We start from the raw sequence: 16,775 nt of genomic DNA on the forward strand, positions 1-16,775 counted from the left end.
ATTTCCCTTCACGATTATGAATCGATTATACTGAAGAGAAAAGAGACGAAAATGGAGTGGTGATGATGACAAAACAACATCCTTTGGCTATCGGCTTGGATGGTATCGCCGTAGCAGAAACAGACCTTAGTTTGGTGGATGGAATTAATGGACTGCTGGTGTACCGCGGTCATTGGGCGCGTGATTTGGCTATTCACCACACATTTGAGGAAGTGGCACACCTGCTCTGGTTCGGACATTTGCCGAGCGAGCAGGAGCTGACGGATTTAAAAGATAAGCTCAAAGCAAACCGTGAGCTGCCGGAGCATGTAAAAGGAATTTTGAAGCTGATCCCAGCAGATGTAGATATGATGAGTGTCCTGCGTACAGGCGTTTCGGCCCTGGGTAGTTCCTCGCACGGCTTCCCGCCAACCATCGATGAGGTGATTGCGCTGGCTGCCAAGATGCCAACAATCGTTGCGTATCGTTTTGCTTGTCTGGAGGGCCTCGAGCCGCTGGCACCGAATCCAGAGCTGGATCATACAGCGAACTATCTGTATATGCTCAAGGGCGTAAAGCCGAATGCGGCACATGTACGTGCACTCGATGCATACCTGATTTTGACACAGGAGCATGGCATGAATGCATCGACATTCTCCGGTCGTGTCGTGAGCTCGACTGAATCTGATCTGATTTCTTCCATTACGGCAGCTATCGGAACCCTAAAAGGGCCGTTGCACGGCGGAGCACCATCCGAAGTGACGGAGATGATCGAGGCGATCGGCACGAAGGAAAATGCAGAGCCGTGGCTGCGCAACAAGCTGGAGAGCGGCGGACGTTTGATGGGCTTCGGACACCGTGTCTATAAAACGATCGATCCGCGTGCAACTGCTCTGCGCGTCGTTGCATCCGAGCTGTCGTCCAACGATCCGTGGTTCGATCTGGCGACACACGTAGAAAAAGTAGGCTTGCAGCTGCTGGAAGAGTACAAACCAGGCCGCAAGCTGAATACAAACGTAGAGTTTTTTGCCGCAGCTGTCATGCGCGCAGTTGGCTTGGATGACAATTTGTTTACACCGACATTTGCTGTGAGCCGTGTGGTTGGCTGGAGTGCGCACATTCTGGAGCAGGCAGGCAATAACCGCATCATTCGCCCGCAATCCAATTACATTGGCACGATGCCAGAATAATAAAGACGTTAATTATAAAAGCTATCCGTTATGCGGATGGCTTTTTTTCGTGGTTTATAAATGTGGCTGTGGTGGAGAGAAGAATATTTCCAGTCTAGGCTCCAGGCTCCGTCCCGCTGAGGGCTGAGACTGTCCGCTCCGAAGGGATTCGCGGGGAAACGCAAAAGTGGTAGCCGCTACGTCGCATGGGCACGGTTGCGTTTCTTTTGCCCGCGAATCCCTTCTCCGCTCGGTCGGACTCCACAAGTCGCTACGTCTGGAAATATTCTTCTCTGTCGTAACAGATTACATCCTTATATTCTTTTAAGTCTTTTTAAAACCCGTTTAAGCAGGAAAAGCTCGTAGAGGAAACAGGAGAAAACAGCGAAGATCTTAGGGACACCGACCGAGACGCAATGCAAAAAGGGAAACACGCCCTTAAGCGTCCACCTCTGATACACATCCTTGAAGATACCACTTTGGACGCGGTTTCGCTTTTTGCATGAAGTCGTACAGTCAATCCCACAGCGGGTGGCCCTAGAATCTGAGCGTTTTCTCCTGTTTCCTCCCCACCACTACAGCCGGAAAAATTGTTTTAACAAAGTGCAACTTGGGATTGCAGAACATGCTTACTTTTGGCATGATAATGAAAAAAAGTAAGGAGTGGAGCAAATGGCGTTGTTGTCTACCCCGTTTCAGTTTAAAGGACTTAGCTTGAAAAATCGGATTGTCATGCCGCCGATGTGCCAATACTCCGTGGATGCACACGATGGAACACCAACGGACTGGCATTTTGTTCATTACGTTTCTCGTGCAGTAGGCGGAACAGGTCTGATCATCGTGGAAATGACCGATGTCGAGCCGGATGGCAGAATTTCCAACGGCGATTTGGGCTTGTGGTCTGACGAGCAGATTCCGGCGTATGCGCGGATCGTCTCCGAGGTTCATAAGTATGGGGCTAAAATTGGCATACAGATTGCTCATGCGGGCCGCAAAGCGGAAGACGCAGAAGTGCCTGTATCATCGTCCGCGATTGCTTTCCCAGGGGGACGCTACAAAACGCCACGGGCGTTGACGACAGAAGAGGTCAAACAAATGGTCGTCAAGTTCCAGGACTCAGCGAGACGTGCGGTGGAAGCAGGGTTTGATACCATTGAAATCCACGGTGCGCACGGATATTTGGTTCACCAGTTCCACTCTCCTTTGACAAATCAGCGAGATGATGAGTACGGGCGGGATAAAGCGCTGTTTGGCGTAGAAATTATTCAGGCAATCAAAGAGGTCATTCCAGCTGACATGCCGCTGATCATGCGCGTCTCAGCGGTTGAGTACGTAGATGGTGGATATGGGCTGGATTACAGCACGGAGCTGTGCCGACGTTACAAGGAAGCAGGCGTGGATATTTTCCATATATCCAGCGGCGGGGAAGGTCCAATTGGTTCAGCAGGCCGTCCAGGTGTTCATCCTGGCTATCAAGTACCATTGGCACGCGCGATTAAGCAGGCACTGGATGTCCCAGTCATTGCAGTCGGCAACCTCGATGATCCACAAGTGGCGGAAGCGTCGATTGGCAATGGTGATACGGATTTGGTAGCAGTCGGTCGCGGCATGCTGCGAGATCCTTATTGGGCACTGCATGCGATTCATGAGCTGTCGGCGGATGAGCTGCAGCCACCGAAGCAATATTCAAGAGCGTTTTAATCAGGTAAAAGAGCGATGGGCTTTCCTTTCGACTGTATCGTCGGGGAGAGCCTTTTTTACTTTGTGCCCCTTGACACTTATTGGCAGTAGATTTAAGATGAATGTCAGTCAGTACTGACAATCACTTCCGGGGATGAGGATAGCAATGAGCAGCAGCAAAAGTCTTACAAGTAGCGAAAAACTGATGATAGCCGCAATCGATCTCATAGCGGAAAGAGGCTACAACGGCGTAACTACGCAAGAAATTGCCACTATGGCAGGATTGAGCGAGAAGACGTTATTTCGTCACTTCGGCAGCAAACGGAATTTGCTGGAGAGTGCCTTTGACCGTTTTCATTACACGGAAGGACTGACAAAGCTTTTCGCGGAGAAGCTTACGTGGAATTTGCGTGAGGATTTGCTTTTAATCAGCCGAACGTATCACGAAATGATGAACCGCAATCGGAAAATGATTTTGATTAGCATAAAGGATGAGGCCCATTTGCCCGGATTCCGTGAGCGGACCCAAAAGCACCCGCAACAGTTAATGGTACTTTTTACAGATTACTTCAAAGAGATGGGCAAAAAAGGCAAGATGATCCAAACGAATCCCGAGGCACAGGCAACTGCTTTTATGGTCATGAATTTCGGGGCGTTTTTGAACGATCTGGATGGCACTAGCAATTTTTCAGGGGTATCCCTAGATGCATTTATCGAAGAGAGTGTAGAGGTTTTCGCTAGGGGATTGACTCCCTAGTTTTTTTATCAACCAAATGTCAGTCAGTACTGACAGTCAAAGTGTGAATAACAAAGTGAAGGGGAAGATACGGCATGGAAGCGACAAAAACGCAGCAAAACAGGGACATATTAATCCGAATCTTGATGTTTACCTTGGTCATATCCTCCATGAGTGCCTTGGTGTTTAACATTGCACTCCCCCAAATTAGCAAGGAGTTTGGTTTGAGCATAGCGCAAGTGAGCTGGCTATCGACCGCATATGGATTGTTATACGCGATCGGAACCGTGACGTATGGCAAGCTGGCGGATCGATACAAGCTCAAGAATTTGCTGACGTTTGGACTCTTGGTGTTTACGGCTGGTTCGTTTTTCGGTTTGGTCTCCGATTCTTTTGCGATGGCTCTCTTCGGAAGATGCTTGCAGGCAGTAGGGGCGGCTGTCATTCCGGCCACTGCGATGCTGATTCCTTTGCGATACTTCCCGCCGGAGAGCAGGGGTTCTGTTTTAGGAAGAACGGCAGTAGGATTGGCTCTTGGCGGTGCACTCGGTCCTGTGGTCGCGGCGTTAATCGTCAGCTTTGCCCATTGGCGTTGGCTGTTTTCCATCCCGCTCCTGATCTTGCTTACGCTGCCGTTTTACCGTAAATATTTGGAGGATGAAGAGATCGCGTCTGGTGGGAAGTTTGATTGGGTGGGTGGCTCCTTACTGGCGATCAGCGTGACGTCACTGCTTTTGGGAGTAACGAATGGATCCTGGTGGTTTGCATTGGGCAGCTTGGTTACTTTGCTTCTGTTCGTTTTACGAATTCGTTCGGTAGCTGATCCGTTTGTACAGCCGAAGGTTTTTGCCAACAAGCCGTATACAATCGGGATTTTGATGGCATTTCTCATAAATGGAATGGGAATATCGCTTTATTACCTCAGTCCGCTGCTCTTGGCCCAGGTGCAGCAGCTATCGACGAGCTGGATCGGCTTTGTGATGGTTCCAGCGGCTATCGCTTCGGCTTTGCTTGGTCGTGTGGGAGGGAAGCTCGCGGACAGGCGGGGGAATGTTTTTCTGTATTTCGTTGCGTCTAGCTTACTGATTGGCTGCTTTGGCTTGCTGTCTACTTTCACTAGCGCCTCGGTTATAGGCATTGCGCTCTTCTTAATACTGGGTAACGTGGGACAGTCTTTTATGCAAATCTCGATGGCGAACTCGATCTCGAGGACGTTGACGAAGGAGCAAGCGGGAGTAGGCATGGGAATCTTCTCGATGCTGAGCTTCATTTCCATGGGGATTGCGTCTGCGGTATACAGTAAGGTGATCGATCTTGGCGCGACTACCATTTGGAACCCGTTAAATCCTTATACGAGCGGTCTCATTTACAGCAATATTTATTGGATGATGACCCTGATGCACGTGTGTCTTATGGTCTTCTACTACTTTCAGTTCGGTAAGGCTAAGAGACAAAGCCTTCTGGCGGATAGCTGACCTTTTGTTCATTCAGGCTTACTATTATATGTGGTAGACTAAAACAAAAAAAGGAAGGGGGTTCCTGTCCGGTGCGAGAGCTTTCGGCCATTCGTTTTACAGAGGGAGAGCCATTGTTCATCCAAATCTATCACTTTATCAAAGACGAAATATTGCGTAACCAAATTACGTATGAAGAGTTTCTCCCCTCGATCAGAAGCTGTGCGCAATCGCTTGCTGTCAGCAAAAACACGGTGGAAGTTGCTTATCAGCTACTGGTATCGGAAGGGTACGTCACTAGCATTCCGAAAAAAGGATATCAGGTGACGTACAAGGCAGGACTTCCTTCCAGGCGGCATGTAACAGAACGAGAAGACTCTAGTATACCGCAGATTCGCTATGACTTTCGCTATGGCAACATCGAATTGGGGACATTCCCTTTTCATCCGTGGAATAAGCTGCGCAACAAGCTTATTTCCTACCATCAGCGCACGTATATGGTGGAGGGGCTGGCTCAGGGAGAGTACATCTTGCGAAAAGAACTCTCGAAATTGCTGCATGAAACAAGAGGAGTCCTCGCCACGCCGGAGCAGATCATTATTGGAGCCACCCCGCAACAGTTGGTGTCGATTGTCGTCCAGCTTCTGGACAGAGAGAAGCATGTGATCGGCGTAGAAAATCCGGGCTATGATGGTGCGAGAAATACGTTTCTCAACGGTGGCTACCGGGTACACGGTATTTCCTTGGACGCAGATGGTGTATCGATCGAAGAACTGAGACAAAGCGGGGCAAGCGTCATGTACGTGAGTCCTTCCCAGCAATTCATCAACAAAATGAGGATGCCTCTGGAGAAAAGAAACCAATTGACTCTGTGGGCGCAATCCTTATCGCATTTTTATTTGGTGGAGGATGATTACGAATGGGAGTTCAAATATCAAGAGAGCTACATCCCTTCGATCCAGAGTCTGTCTCCCCAAAAGGTTGTTTACATTGGGCGGCTCTCCAAAGCATTACTGCCGCTCATAAACGTCAGCTACGTCGTCCTTCCTTACGAGCTGTTATCGCGTTTTCACCAGCGCGTGCCTGAATACGATCAGCCTGTTTCCCGTTTGGACCAGTTGACGCTAGCGGCGTATTTGTCCGATGGCTATTGGCATAGGCATTTGCAGCACATGCGAAAAAACTACGGGGAGAAGCGAGAGGTGTTTCTTCAAGCAGTCGCGCGTTACATGGATGGACGTGTGGAAATAGAAGGGAAGGATACGGGGCTGCATGTATTTTTGACCGTAAAAAGTCAGTGTACAGAAGCGGAACTCATGGAACGTGCCTATCAAAAAGGCGTAAAAGTCTACGGAACTGCCCGATACTGGCTCCATGATACAAGGGAGCAGCCGACGGTATTGCTAGGGTACGGAGCATTGACCCCCGACGATATTCAGGAGGGCATTCGCTTGTTGGCTAGCGCCTGGTTCGAGTAACAGATCAGTTTCTGTCCCACTCATCTTGAACGATCTGTCCCTTTGGCCACGAATGGCTATCCATTACGATGGACAGGACAGCAATTAGAAAGGGTGGGAAAAATGAAATTTATTTTTGATCTGGACGGGACGATCTGCTTCAAGGGTCAGCCGATCTCAACGAACATTTTGGATAGCCTGCTTGCACTCGAACAGGCGGGACATACTGTAGGTTTCGCCTCCGCAAGACCGTGCCGTGACATGTTGCCTGTCCTCGATGAGCGGTTTGCCAACCATCTCCTCATTGGCGCGAATGGAGCGATGACACATCACCGAGGGAGCTTGCAGGGCAGCATGCCAATCCCGGATCGTTTGGCACATGAAATCATCAGCATTCTCGATGATTATCGCGCGCAGTATTTCATCGATGACTCGTGGAATTACGCACATAATTGTGTGTCGGCACATCCTTTTTTGAGCTATATCGATCCCAATCGGACAGCCAGCCGTGTGGACGTGGATCAACTGAATGCCGTGCTGAAAATCCTGATTTTATCGTGTGACCGCTATGAAGAATTGGTGGCGAGAATCAGGGAACTCGACGTTACGCTGCATTACCATTCCGCAGAAGGCATTCTCGACCTTACTTATCGGGGAGTGAATAAATGGGCTGCCCTGAATCGGTTCGATGTGGCAGGGGAGCCGTTCATTTGCTTTGGCAATGACATGAATGATTTACCGCTGTTTGAAAAAGCGCATCATTCCGTATTGGTTGGCGAGTATGAACCGCTGCTTGCATTAGCGAAGGAAAAAATCGCCATGGATGATTATGTAGAGCAATCCATTATTGCAAAATTGCGAGAGTTGGGCGAGAGGTATGAGTTAGCTCTTCCGTAAACGGAAAAGGAGGCTATTAAACGATGAATCCCTTATTGGAGAAGAGACATCAGGCACTGCGCGAAGCAGAGACCAAAGCTGAGTTTTTATTTACAACCATCGAAGAAAAGGGCATTATTCGTAGCGGTGTGACGGAAAAAGAGATCAACAAGGAGATTTACGAGCTGGCCTTTCAATTGTTCGGGATCAAAAAATATTGGCATAAGCGGATTGTGCGAGCGGGCAAAAACACGCTGTATCCCTACAGAGAAAGCCCACCGAATTTGACTGTCGCTCCCGAAGATATTGTCTTTCTCGATTTCGGGCCCATTTTTGAGGACTGGGAAGCTGATCTTGGTCGGACGTATGTGCTTGGAAATGATCCGGTAAAACAAAAGCTGCGCGACGATATTGAAAAAGCGTGGGACGAGGGCAAGGCTTACTTTTTGTCCAAGCCGGATATTACGAGCAGCGAGCTGTTTGCCTACATGTGCGAGCTCGCCAAAGCATACGGTTGGGAGTACGGCGGCCCACACGCAGGTCATCTCATCGGCGAATTCCCGCATGAAAAAATTCAAGGGGATGATATCGTCAACTATATTCACCCAGACAATCACAAGCCGATGAGAGAGCCGGACCATAACGGGCACCCGCGCGATTGGATTTTGGAGGTTCATTTTGTTGATCGGGAACGGGAAATCGGGGGATTTGTGGAGAAGCTGTTGACGGTGGAGTAAGGAAAGCGCTCATAGCGTTGAGTCGATAAGCTAGCCGTTGGTTCGTCAGAAATCACGGCAACTCAGACATTCAAAAGTTCTGTTGATATCATGCTTGCATCTTGCCATGACGGATTGACCTCCAGCATGGCTGTTTTCATTTATAAGGTGCTAGGTGCTAACCTAAGTGGTGGGAGCGTTCAAAGGCCTTTACTTAAATTGAGTTCTAAATCAATTTGCTTTTTTAACCATACCCCATAATCCTCCACTCGATAAATTTTCCATTCTTTTAGTTTCTGTGGGTTTTGAACGCCAACAAAGGCAGCATTAGGAGTGGTAGGTTCCAAGAAAAGCACGATGTCCTTTCTAGGGAATTCGTTGACTCCCACTTCTGGAATAAAGGGCTCTCTGACCAATCGAATATACGTATGGTCTTGCGTGCTTTCTCCCTCATCTAGACTTCCTTGGAGATAAGGTTGGCTCTCTTGTAAAAAAGGTAGCTCCTTCTCATCTTTTGTGCCTATCAGCTTGCCATCCCTCCGATAAGCAACGGTGTACAAATCCATCGAGTTTTCGAGAAGCCCATCGCAAATAGGGGAAACGCCCGAGACAAATATTTCCTTTCCTCTCTGGATGATAATTTTGCTTACTTCTGGATGTTTTTTTGGAGCCTCGGAATCAACAATCGGGGTGTTTTGCTGGTGTATTTCTTGACCTTGAGTGGCAAATCCGCATCCGGATAATAGTCCAATACAAACAACACTAAAAAATAGTCGTTTCATGAAGACCTCCAACTGAACAATATGATAGTGGGGATTTAAAATTCCCGTACCGATTCGATATATCATTTTACTTATGAGACGGGAATGTATGGAAAAAGGTTTCGCTTGGATGTCATAGGGATCAACTCCTTACGCGAAAAGTATGAGAAAACGCCTTTTCCAATCAGGAAAGGGCGCTTTTGGATTTCGTCGCTTGATTCCCTTTTTTATACCGATAATAGGTGAAAAATGACAGCCTGCTCTTTGCGCTTCAAACCCAATATAATGTGCTTCCTAGGATGAATAAGAAAAGAGGGAAGGCGATGAGTACAACGATTTTTTCTCATACGATGGCCGAAATGACGTGGGTACGCATGGCATATATGTCACTGGACGTTGGTTTTATGAAATCACATTGGGTCGCCAATGAATGGGGCTGGGAGCCAGAGGAACCAAGGCAAAAGAACTGGCTCCACAAGGCTACCTCGTCAATCCTGCCGGGTAAGCACAGGCTCTGGCTGCCCCTGACTTTGTCGAATGTTTCGCCGATTTTATCGTTTTCCACCGTACTTAATACATCACCATGTTCCCCGTCTTTTTCATATGCTTCTCCGCCAGCTTCAACAACACGACAGTCGCCGTCACCAGCACCAGCAAGACAGCGGCGAGAAGTCCCATACTCGGCAGCATTGCTTGTAATGTTGCTCCCTCCATCAGCAGCTCGCGAATCAACTGAAGCGCGTAGGTCAGGGGAAAGCAAAAGGAAATGACCTTGGCCCAAACCGGAAAGGCCATCGGGGGCAGACGGACACCAGAAAAGATTAGCATCGGCTCATCCAGGACGGTGTACAGAAAGCTCGCGTCGCGTGAAAACAGAAAGAGCACACAGAGAAAGCCGCCCCAGACGATGGCCGATACCAGCAAAATGAGGAAGGCGAGTGGAGGTGCCCACCAGCCACTCAATTGAATGCCATCGACAAAAAACAAGGCTAACAGGACAAAACAAAAGAACAGCCAGACTCCCTCGATCAGCGAGGAAAGCGAACGCCCATACAGAAAAGCGAGCCGGTTGACCGGACTGATGAAGATCATTTCCATGGTTCCCGCTTGCCGTTCAAAGCTCATTTGCCAGGACGACTGCACCAGGCACCAATAAAAAATGTAGCCTAGATAGCCAGTCAACAGGAACAACGGCAACTGCTCGTAGCTGATGAACCGGGCTAGAGGGGAATCCGCTCCCATCTGGAACGGGGCAAATGAATAATACGCGGTCACGAAATTAATGACAGGCCAGACCAAGAGCGAGAAGTAGATCATTTTGCTGTGAAACGAATGGCGATGCTCCTTGATGATTTCTGCCAAAAGCAGGCTACCCAGCTGTTTCATGCCCCCCTCCGATCTGCCATGTGCAGGATAACGTCCTCCAATGATGGCTGTTGGGTGGAGAGATGCAAGACGGGGGATTGGTGAGCAGCCAAGAGGGAAAGCAGCGGAGTTGTCATATCCGTTTTTCCCCGTAATGTCACTTCCCAGGTCTGCTCGTCTGTTTCTGCGATTTCACGCGAGCCGTCGTAATCTTGAGCCAGCTGGCGCAGATCGTAATCGAGCGAGTCGGAGAGAGAGGGGATCACTACCTGTAAGGCTGTATCCAGGTGGAGCGATTTGATCAGGTGCTCCGGTGTATCATGCGCCACGAGTCTTCCTTTATCGATGATGTATACCTCGTCGCAAAGCTCTTCTACCTCATGAATGTAGTGGCTGGTCAGCAGAATGGCTTTTCCATGCTGAGAAGCGAGCTCACTTACATGCTTGCGAAGCTGCCGGGCGATGGGGGCGTCCAAGCCGAGAGTCGGTTCGTCCAGGAACAGGTAACGCGGATCATTGATCAGGCCGCGGGCAATTTGCAGTCGTTGCTTCATACCTTTGGAATAGCGCTCGACAGGGGTGTTGGCAGCCTCATACAGGCCAACCTGCAAGAGCAATGAATCGATCCGATTACGCAGTTCATGCCCTTGCAAACCGTATAGACTTCCGAAATATTGCAGGTTTTCCCGCCCTGTCAGCCGCCAGTACAGCATGCGTTCTCCCCCTGCGATCATATTGACCTTGGCTTTGACGAACCGATCGTCTTTTACCGCGTCATATCCGTCTACCGTGATCGTGCCACTGGTTGGGGTGAGCAGTGTGGAGCACATCTTGATCGTTGTTGTTTTTCCTGCACCATTAATGCCTAACAATCCAATAATTTTGCCGGGTACCATTCGAAAAGAGAGATCAGCAACTGCCTCGACCTCTGTCCATTGCTGGCGAAACCAGCCTTTTTTCTCCTTCACCCGGTATACCTTCCGTAAATTCTCTGCGATCAGCATGATTATTGACCTCCTCGTTCGTTATCCGAAAATCGATTCCATAACGCGTTTTTCCATCCGACGTATGCCCCACACCCCCATGACGAGATAGACGAGAGACAAGGCTGTCATATGAAACAGCTGTGGGGAAACAGCATGCAGCGGCGCTCCTTGAATCACGCATTGCCGAAAAGCATCCAGTGCAGGCGCGAGCGGCATGATGAGACCGAGTGGTTGCACCCATTCAGGCAAATACGGAATCGGAAACGTCACCCCACTGACAAAGGCCATCACAGCAAACAGCGTGTTTTGTGTGATGTACGTATCGCGGAACCACAGCATGAGACTGCCCAAAACGAGTGCCTGGCAAAAGAAAGCTCCTGTAGACAATATCCAGACTAGGACGGCGCTCCATACATTTGTTTGAGAGAGGGTGAGCCCAAACAACGCCCCTACCAGTACAATCACCGAAAATTCAAACAAAGTACGCATGAGCTGTTGGGCGACATTCCCCAAAAAGTACCCCCTGCGCAAGGAAGGGGTGAGCAAAACGGCCTCCAGGGTCCCTTCCCGAAGCTCCGTAATGAGTGAGCGGCTGACATTCATCAAGGTAGAGACGGCAAACGCATAAAAAGCTCCGCCGAGGATGGCGTACGACAAGTAATCGGAAGAGCCGGCGAGATGTGCGAAATTTTCGTCCAACTGCCCGGCAAACACATAGTGATAGGCGAAGAAGGCAAACAGCACCGTATACACCCCGGAAAAAATGTGGCCGATGACAAACGACCACGGATAGGCACGAATCATTACGCGGGTGTTGCGGATAAAGGTAGCTTTGGCGACATGAAACACGTTATTTCCTCCGTTCTGGGGGATGTGATGAAGCAGGTGGAGAGACAAGTCCGGGAACAGGCATATCGATGAACTCATGCAGATCGACGGCGAGTTGTTCCAGCCGTGATGCAATCGCGCGGTAAAACACATACCGTCCCCGCCGTTCACTCCAGATAAAACCTGTGTCTACCAACAGATTCAAGTGTTTGTTGACGGCAGGCTCACTGATGTTGTGCAGGTCAGCCAACTGCTGCGTGCAGTAAGGATGAGCCAACAATGATTTGAGAATCGCAGTCCGTGTCGGGTCGCTGAACACCTTCATTTTGCTGATGAAGTCAGCGGGAATCACCGAGGTGGCTCTGGTGCCGGGAACGTCTACGGATAAGCACACAGAGATATGGTCGTCGTAAATGCCGAGCAACAAATGCGGCGCGACAAAAGTAGAGACACGTAAATGGACACGGGCCAGCTCCGAATAGCCAAATGTGTACGTTTTTGCCTTATGAAATTGCAAGAAGTTCTCGTGCACCTTCAAGCGCGGGTGAACCTGCGACAAAAACGGAATCGGATCCAGCTTGATCTGCTCTTGTGCCTCATGTACGGCGCGGACGAGCCACGGTTCAATCCGCCGTTCTTCTTTCTGGAAAAAAGGCAGATAGTCGTAGCAAAACTCCAGAAAGCTTCGCTTGGTCGAGAGCGGATGGCGCAAAAACTCCCGATGCTCTGGTTTCAGCTCTTCAAAAATCTCGTCTGTACGTCCTTGCATCCAAGTGTGAAGTTGTCTGGGATGATAGACGGGACCAATCATGAGTTGGGCAAACTCGCCAGCATCCATCGCCTGTACACGCTCCAACGCGGCCTCAACAGAATGCTCAAAGCACTCCTCCCAAGGCGCTAAGAAGTCCATGGCATCGAGAAACTGATTGGACATGGAGCTAAAATAGTGAAGCTTTTTCAAGAGCGGGGCAGGTAAAGCAGTGAGCAACTCCTCCGCCCAATGCAAGCGGGAGGTGTGATGCTCTGGCTTTGCAAGCACGTGGAGACTTAAGAAAAACTCATAGCCGGGTATGTATGCGACATGAAGATGCTTACGCAGCCAGTCAGGCAAATCTTGCACGGAGCATCCTCCTTTCTCGTTCAATTAACCATCTGGTGAATTCATTTTGGGAGCGGGCAAAATTGAAAAAATTATGCCGGAGGGACTTCTCGATGTCAAGAGAAAAAGAAAACAACCACGGCTAACGCATAGCACGTGGTTGTGGAGAGGTATTATGTCTCAGAGAAACGAGCGCCGAGCGTCTGCACGGCTTGCTGCATCGCTGTCAAATCCGCTTCGGGAAGCGCCTTTTCCTGATAGCGATATTGCTGATAGTAACGGGTGATGCGAGCGACTGCATCCAGCTGACCTGCATCTAGCAAGGGATGTTCGCGCAGGCGATTGAAAAACTCTTGGGGTGTCTCATGCAACTCGATTGGCACTCCTTGCTTCTCCATGAGGACAAGGAATTGATAGTAGGCGTATCGGGTGGGATCATCCTCTGGGCCGACTGGCTGTTTGAACCATTTGGCAGAGCCATTTTCTGCGCTTTCTTCACGGGAGGAGGGCGGGACAGTGGTCAATATGGTGTTTTGTGCAGCCGCCACTTCTTTTTCCAGCGTAATCGTCCCCTTGAAGCGCCTTTTCCATATGTATCGGCCGAGCAGGATCACACAGACGAGGATGAAGGCAATGATTAAGTACGGCTGCAGAATAGAAAAGAGTGATTCTCCGAGCTGTATCTGTACCACAGGATGATCTGCTTTTTGCCCGGTACTTTCCATGAGTACCTTCATGCCTGCCTGTTTTTGGTTCGCCTTCTCGTACAATTGCTCAAACAATTCCACAATGAAAATAAGCACTGGCTCAAAGAGCGTATACAGCCCATCGCTGACAGGCCCTTTTATCCAACTCCAGATCCAATAGATGAGACCAAGTATGATAGAGCTGACAGCCAAATAGCCTGCGATTAAAAGAAAACGTGTGCCGAGCACTTGACTGCCTAGTAGCAAGCTGATGCGAGCAGGTAGCCTCGTAGGGAGTGATCCTTCCCGCAGCACGAACGCCACAATCGCCACCAACATATAGCTGAGAGTGATGAAGACAAGCATGGAAAAAGAGGCTGCGAGTGTATAGGAACCTGGGTCAGCGATGGAGGTGTAGAGTACTGCTATCACGAGCTGCATGAGGCCCGCCATCAGTGCCAGAACAAATCTGCGTTGCAGACTGTCATGTCGATACCCTTTTGATGCAGCGCTTTGTACTCTCCAAAAATAAACAGCAGCCAGTACAAGCGCGATGAACCAAGAATCGTAGAGATAGAAGCTGCCCATTCCGATGAAAAACACAAGGGGATACAGCAACAGATGGAGCATAAATCGACCGCCACCACCATAGTACAACCAGCCCCCCGCCATGAGGAGGGTCGCTGCGACTAGGCAAAACGTGAGCAGTTGACCAAAGCCTGCTGTCATATACCCAAACAATACCAGGAAAACGCCCGTCAGCATGGCCTCCAGCCAAAACGCGAGCGTCCAGCGGCCTATCAACGAGAGTGTCATCCCATCATCACGCTCCTTTTTTTCAGGCGAGCATGCTGGAAGCGCTGGATGATGACAGGGTCAGAAGAAACGTCCAGTACCGCAACCTGATGACCGCATTGAATAAGGCGCTCCGCAGAGGCTTGTACGGATGGATCCATTCGTGGTGTCACAATGAGAATGGCTTCCTTCCCATGCGCTCCCTCTAATCGGCGAAGAACAGGCGCCAGTGGCGTTGTCACAAAATGGTGGATTTGCGCCAGCTGGGTCATGACGTGCAAGTGGTGTGTCTTGCCACTTCCCGCGGGCAAATGAAAATGCTCACGTCCTCGTTGCTTCACGGTGAGGTACAGCTCGTATCCGACTGATTTTCTCCTGCACAGGCCAGCCAAAGCCGCAAGACAGGAGATCGTCCGTTCATTGGTGATATCGTTATACTTCTGCATCATGGGTTCATAGGAGGGCAGGATATGCCCGACGATTCGCCAGTTTGGATGGGCTGTAAACTCGAAAAGACGCGTCTCGAGCGAGCCTGTTTTGGCGGTTGCCTTCCAATGGATGTGCTTGAAACGGTCGCCTGGCATGTACGACCGAATACCACGCTGAAAAGTGACATCATCCTGTTGGCGCTGACGAGAAAGCCGATTCCCGTCCGGCTCCGATTCAGCAAGTACGACGGGAGAAAGCGCAAGAGGCAGCGGATAGACCAGCAAGGAAAAGGAAACCGACAGTGTCATGGCGGTAGGCTCCTCGCCCAATAATGGCAATGTCTCGGATTGCACATCCGTCAGCCAGACTGTGCCTCGTTTGTTTGGGATGAGAGTCAAGGTGCGTGTGGCACTTTGTCGCATCGGCAGATCAAATCGAAGGCGAACGCTCGTCCGATGATTGAGGATTCGCACCTCGTCTGCACCTTCCACTGAGACATGCTCCGGCAGTGTGAAGCGAAGCCAGGTAGCAGGCAAAGGCAGCCACGAACGATTGTGCAGGCGAACTGTAATGTGCACAGGTGTCCCTGACAGGACGCGCGTTTGATCACTGGACCATTCGAGCGACACCCATTTGGACATCGACTTGGCCCACCAGTCTTGTGCAGCAGGGAGAAAAAAGAAAAAGCCCCCAAACAGAAAGAAAAACCAATGCCCGGAAAAAACGGCGAAGAGCAGTAAGACAAAACCGATTACGTGAAAGGTTTGCTTGGTGATCATCGCACTACACGCTTTCTTCGACGGGAGCGGGGACGCTGGTCAAGATTTGCTCCACGACTTCCTGCTCCGTCACGTGCAGCTCTGCTTCCATGGAGAGGCGGATGCGGTGAGCTGTCAGACTTGGGAACACCACTTTTACATCATCCGGCAAGACATAAGTACGACCAGAAACGAACGCGTAAGCTTGGGCGGATCGCAGCAGGGCGAGCATGGCGCGTGGACTGATGCCCACCTCAACCGAGCGATGCTGGCGAGTAGCTTCCGTCAGGTCGATGATATAGTCTTCCACCGGTTGGCTGAGGTGAACAGTCGTTACCTCGCGTTGCAGAGCCGCAATTTGGTCGACAGTGATGACCGGCTCGACCGCCTCTAATGGGGAGCCGCTGCGGAACCTCCGCAAAATTTCTTTGGCATCCTCTCGTGTACCGTAGCCAAGAGACAGCTTGAAAAGGAAGCGGTCCAACTGTGCTTCCGGCAGCGGATAGGTCCCTTCCGATTCAATCGGATTTTGGGTAGCAATGACCAGCATGGTCGATGGGAGTGGCAGGGTGACGCCTTCAATCGTAACCTGGCGTTCCTCCATGCATTCCAGCAAACCGGATTGAGTCCTGGGAGTGGCCCGGTTTATTTCATCTGCGAGCAAGACATCCGCAAAAACAGGTCCCTTTCGTAGTTCGAATTCACTTGTTCGTTGATTGAATACGTGAAGACCGACGACATCGGATGGCAGCAGATCCGCGGTGAATTGTAGGCGGTTGTAAGAGCCGCCAATCGCTTGCGCCAATGTTTTGGCAAGCACGGTTTTTCCCATTCCGGGCAAGTCCTCCAGCAATACGTGACCACGGGCAAGCAAGGCCGTTACTAATAGACGGATCTGACTTTCCTTGCCCACGATGACGCTACTGATAGCATGCTGAAGGTTATCCAATGTCGGATGTATCATGAATATTCTCCTTTTCTCATTCAAAATTGCGGAGTCA

The 16,775-nt window shown here is 50.1% G+C and carries 15 protein-coding genes; 7 read left to right on the plus strand and 8 right to left on the minus strand.

All coding sequences use genetic code 11. The features are described from left to right. The first annotated feature begins 65 nt into the window (after nucleotides 1-65). From BBR47_RS02440 to BBR47_RS02470, 7 genes are all read left to right on the plus strand, one after another. Entirely contained in the window at nucleotides 66-1,169 is a 1,104-nt protein-coding gene (locus tag BBR47_RS02440) for a citrate synthase/methylcitrate synthase (protein WP_012684179.1), read from the plus strand. A gap of 651 nt (nucleotides 1,170-1,820) precedes the next feature. After that, nucleotides 1,821-2,849, plus strand: a complete 1,029-nt coding sequence (locus BBR47_RS02445; RefSeq protein ID WP_012684180.1) for an NADH:flavin oxidoreductase/NADH oxidase — start codon at nucleotides 1,821-1,823, stop codon at nucleotides 2,847-2,849. A gap of 145 nt (nucleotides 2,850-2,994) precedes the next feature. Then, the gene (locus BBR47_RS02450) at nucleotides 2,995-3,585 is read left to right on the plus strand and encodes a TetR/AcrR family transcriptional regulator (protein ID WP_231850547.1); all 591 of its coding nucleotides are present in this window, start codon (nucleotides 2,995-2,997) and stop codon (nucleotides 3,583-3,585) included. A gap of 74 nt (nucleotides 3,586-3,659) precedes the next feature. Continuing rightward, nucleotides 3,660-5,039: an MFS transporter gene (locus tag BBR47_RS02455; RefSeq protein ID WP_012684182.1), complete on the plus strand. Its 1,380-nt coding sequence runs from the start codon at nucleotides 3,660-3,662 to the stop codon at nucleotides 5,037-5,039. A 71-nt stretch (nucleotides 5,040-5,110) separates the two neighbouring features. Further along, nucleotides 5,111-6,496 carry a PLP-dependent aminotransferase family protein gene (locus BBR47_RS02460; protein WP_012684183.1) on the plus strand — a complete coding sequence of 462 codons (1,386 nt, stop codon included), beginning with the start codon at nucleotides 5,111-5,113 and terminating at the stop codon, nucleotides 6,494-6,496. A gap of 102 nt (nucleotides 6,497-6,598) precedes the next feature. Continuing rightward, the gene (locus tag BBR47_RS02465; protein ID WP_012684184.1) at nucleotides 6,599-7,372 is read left to right on the plus strand and encodes an HAD-IIB family hydrolase; all 774 of its coding nucleotides are present in this window, start codon (nucleotides 6,599-6,601) and stop codon (nucleotides 7,370-7,372) included. Nucleotides 7,373-7,395: 23 nt separating this feature from the next. Next, the gene (locus BBR47_RS02470) at nucleotides 7,396-8,088 is read left to right on the plus strand and encodes a M24 family metallopeptidase (RefSeq protein WP_012684185.1); all 693 of its coding nucleotides are present in this window, start codon (nucleotides 7,396-7,398) and stop codon (nucleotides 8,086-8,088) included. A gap of 179 nt (nucleotides 8,089-8,267) precedes the next feature. Here the strand turns inward: BBR47_RS02470 and BBR47_RS02475 are convergent, their stop codons facing one another. From BBR47_RS02475 to BBR47_RS02510, 8 genes are all read right to left on the minus strand, one after another. Next, nucleotides 8,268-8,849, minus strand: coding sequence for a hypothetical protein (locus tag BBR47_RS02475; RefSeq protein WP_012684186.1), 582 nt, complete (start codon nucleotides 8,847-8,849; stop codon nucleotides 8,268-8,270). A gap of 549 nt (nucleotides 8,850-9,398) precedes the next feature. Then, complete coding sequence (locus tag BBR47_RS02480) at nucleotides 9,399-10,214, minus strand: ABC transporter permease (RefSeq protein ID WP_012684187.1); 816 nt, start codon at nucleotides 10,212-10,214, stop codon at nucleotides 9,399-9,401. Beyond that, nucleotides 10,211-11,197 (minus strand): ABC transporter ATP-binding protein, encoded by a 987-nt coding sequence (locus tag BBR47_RS02485; protein WP_012684188.1) that lies wholly within the window; start codon nucleotides 11,195-11,197, stop codon nucleotides 10,211-10,213. Before BBR47_RS02485 ends, BBR47_RS02480 begins: the two co-directional genes overlap by 4 nt. 21 nt (nucleotides 11,198-11,218) lie before the next feature. Then, nucleotides 11,219-12,028: an ABC transporter permease gene (locus BBR47_RS02490; RefSeq protein ID WP_041749214.1), complete on the minus strand. Its 810-nt coding sequence runs from the start codon at nucleotides 12,026-12,028 to the stop codon at nucleotides 11,219-11,221. Between the two features lies 1 nt (nucleotide 12,029). Continuing rightward, nucleotides 12,030-13,127, minus strand: a complete 1,098-nt coding sequence (locus BBR47_RS02495; RefSeq protein ID WP_012684190.1) for an ArsR/SmtB family transcription factor — start codon at nucleotides 13,125-13,127, stop codon at nucleotides 12,030-12,032. 152 nt (nucleotides 13,128-13,279) lie between these two features. Then, nucleotides 13,280-14,608, minus strand: coding sequence for a DUF4129 domain-containing protein (locus BBR47_RS02500; RefSeq protein ID WP_012684191.1), 1,329 nt, complete (start codon nucleotides 14,606-14,608; stop codon nucleotides 13,280-13,282). Beyond that, nucleotides 14,605-15,795, minus strand: a complete 1,191-nt coding sequence (locus BBR47_RS02505) for a DUF58 domain-containing protein (protein WP_012684192.1) — start codon at nucleotides 15,793-15,795, stop codon at nucleotides 14,605-14,607. The genes BBR47_RS02500 and BBR47_RS02505 overlap by 4 nt, the downstream gene beginning before the upstream one ends. A 4-nt stretch (nucleotides 15,796-15,799) precedes the next feature. Further along, nucleotides 15,800-16,738, minus strand: coding sequence for an AAA family ATPase (locus BBR47_RS02510; RefSeq protein ID WP_012684193.1), 939 nt, complete (start codon nucleotides 16,736-16,738; stop codon nucleotides 15,800-15,802). Nucleotides 16,739-16,775: the final 37 nt, after the last annotated feature.

This window comes from Brevibacillus brevis NBRC 100599, from assembly GCF_000010165.1.
Lineage (GTDB): Bacteria > Bacillota > Bacilli > Brevibacillales > Brevibacillaceae > Brevibacillus > Brevibacillus brevis_D.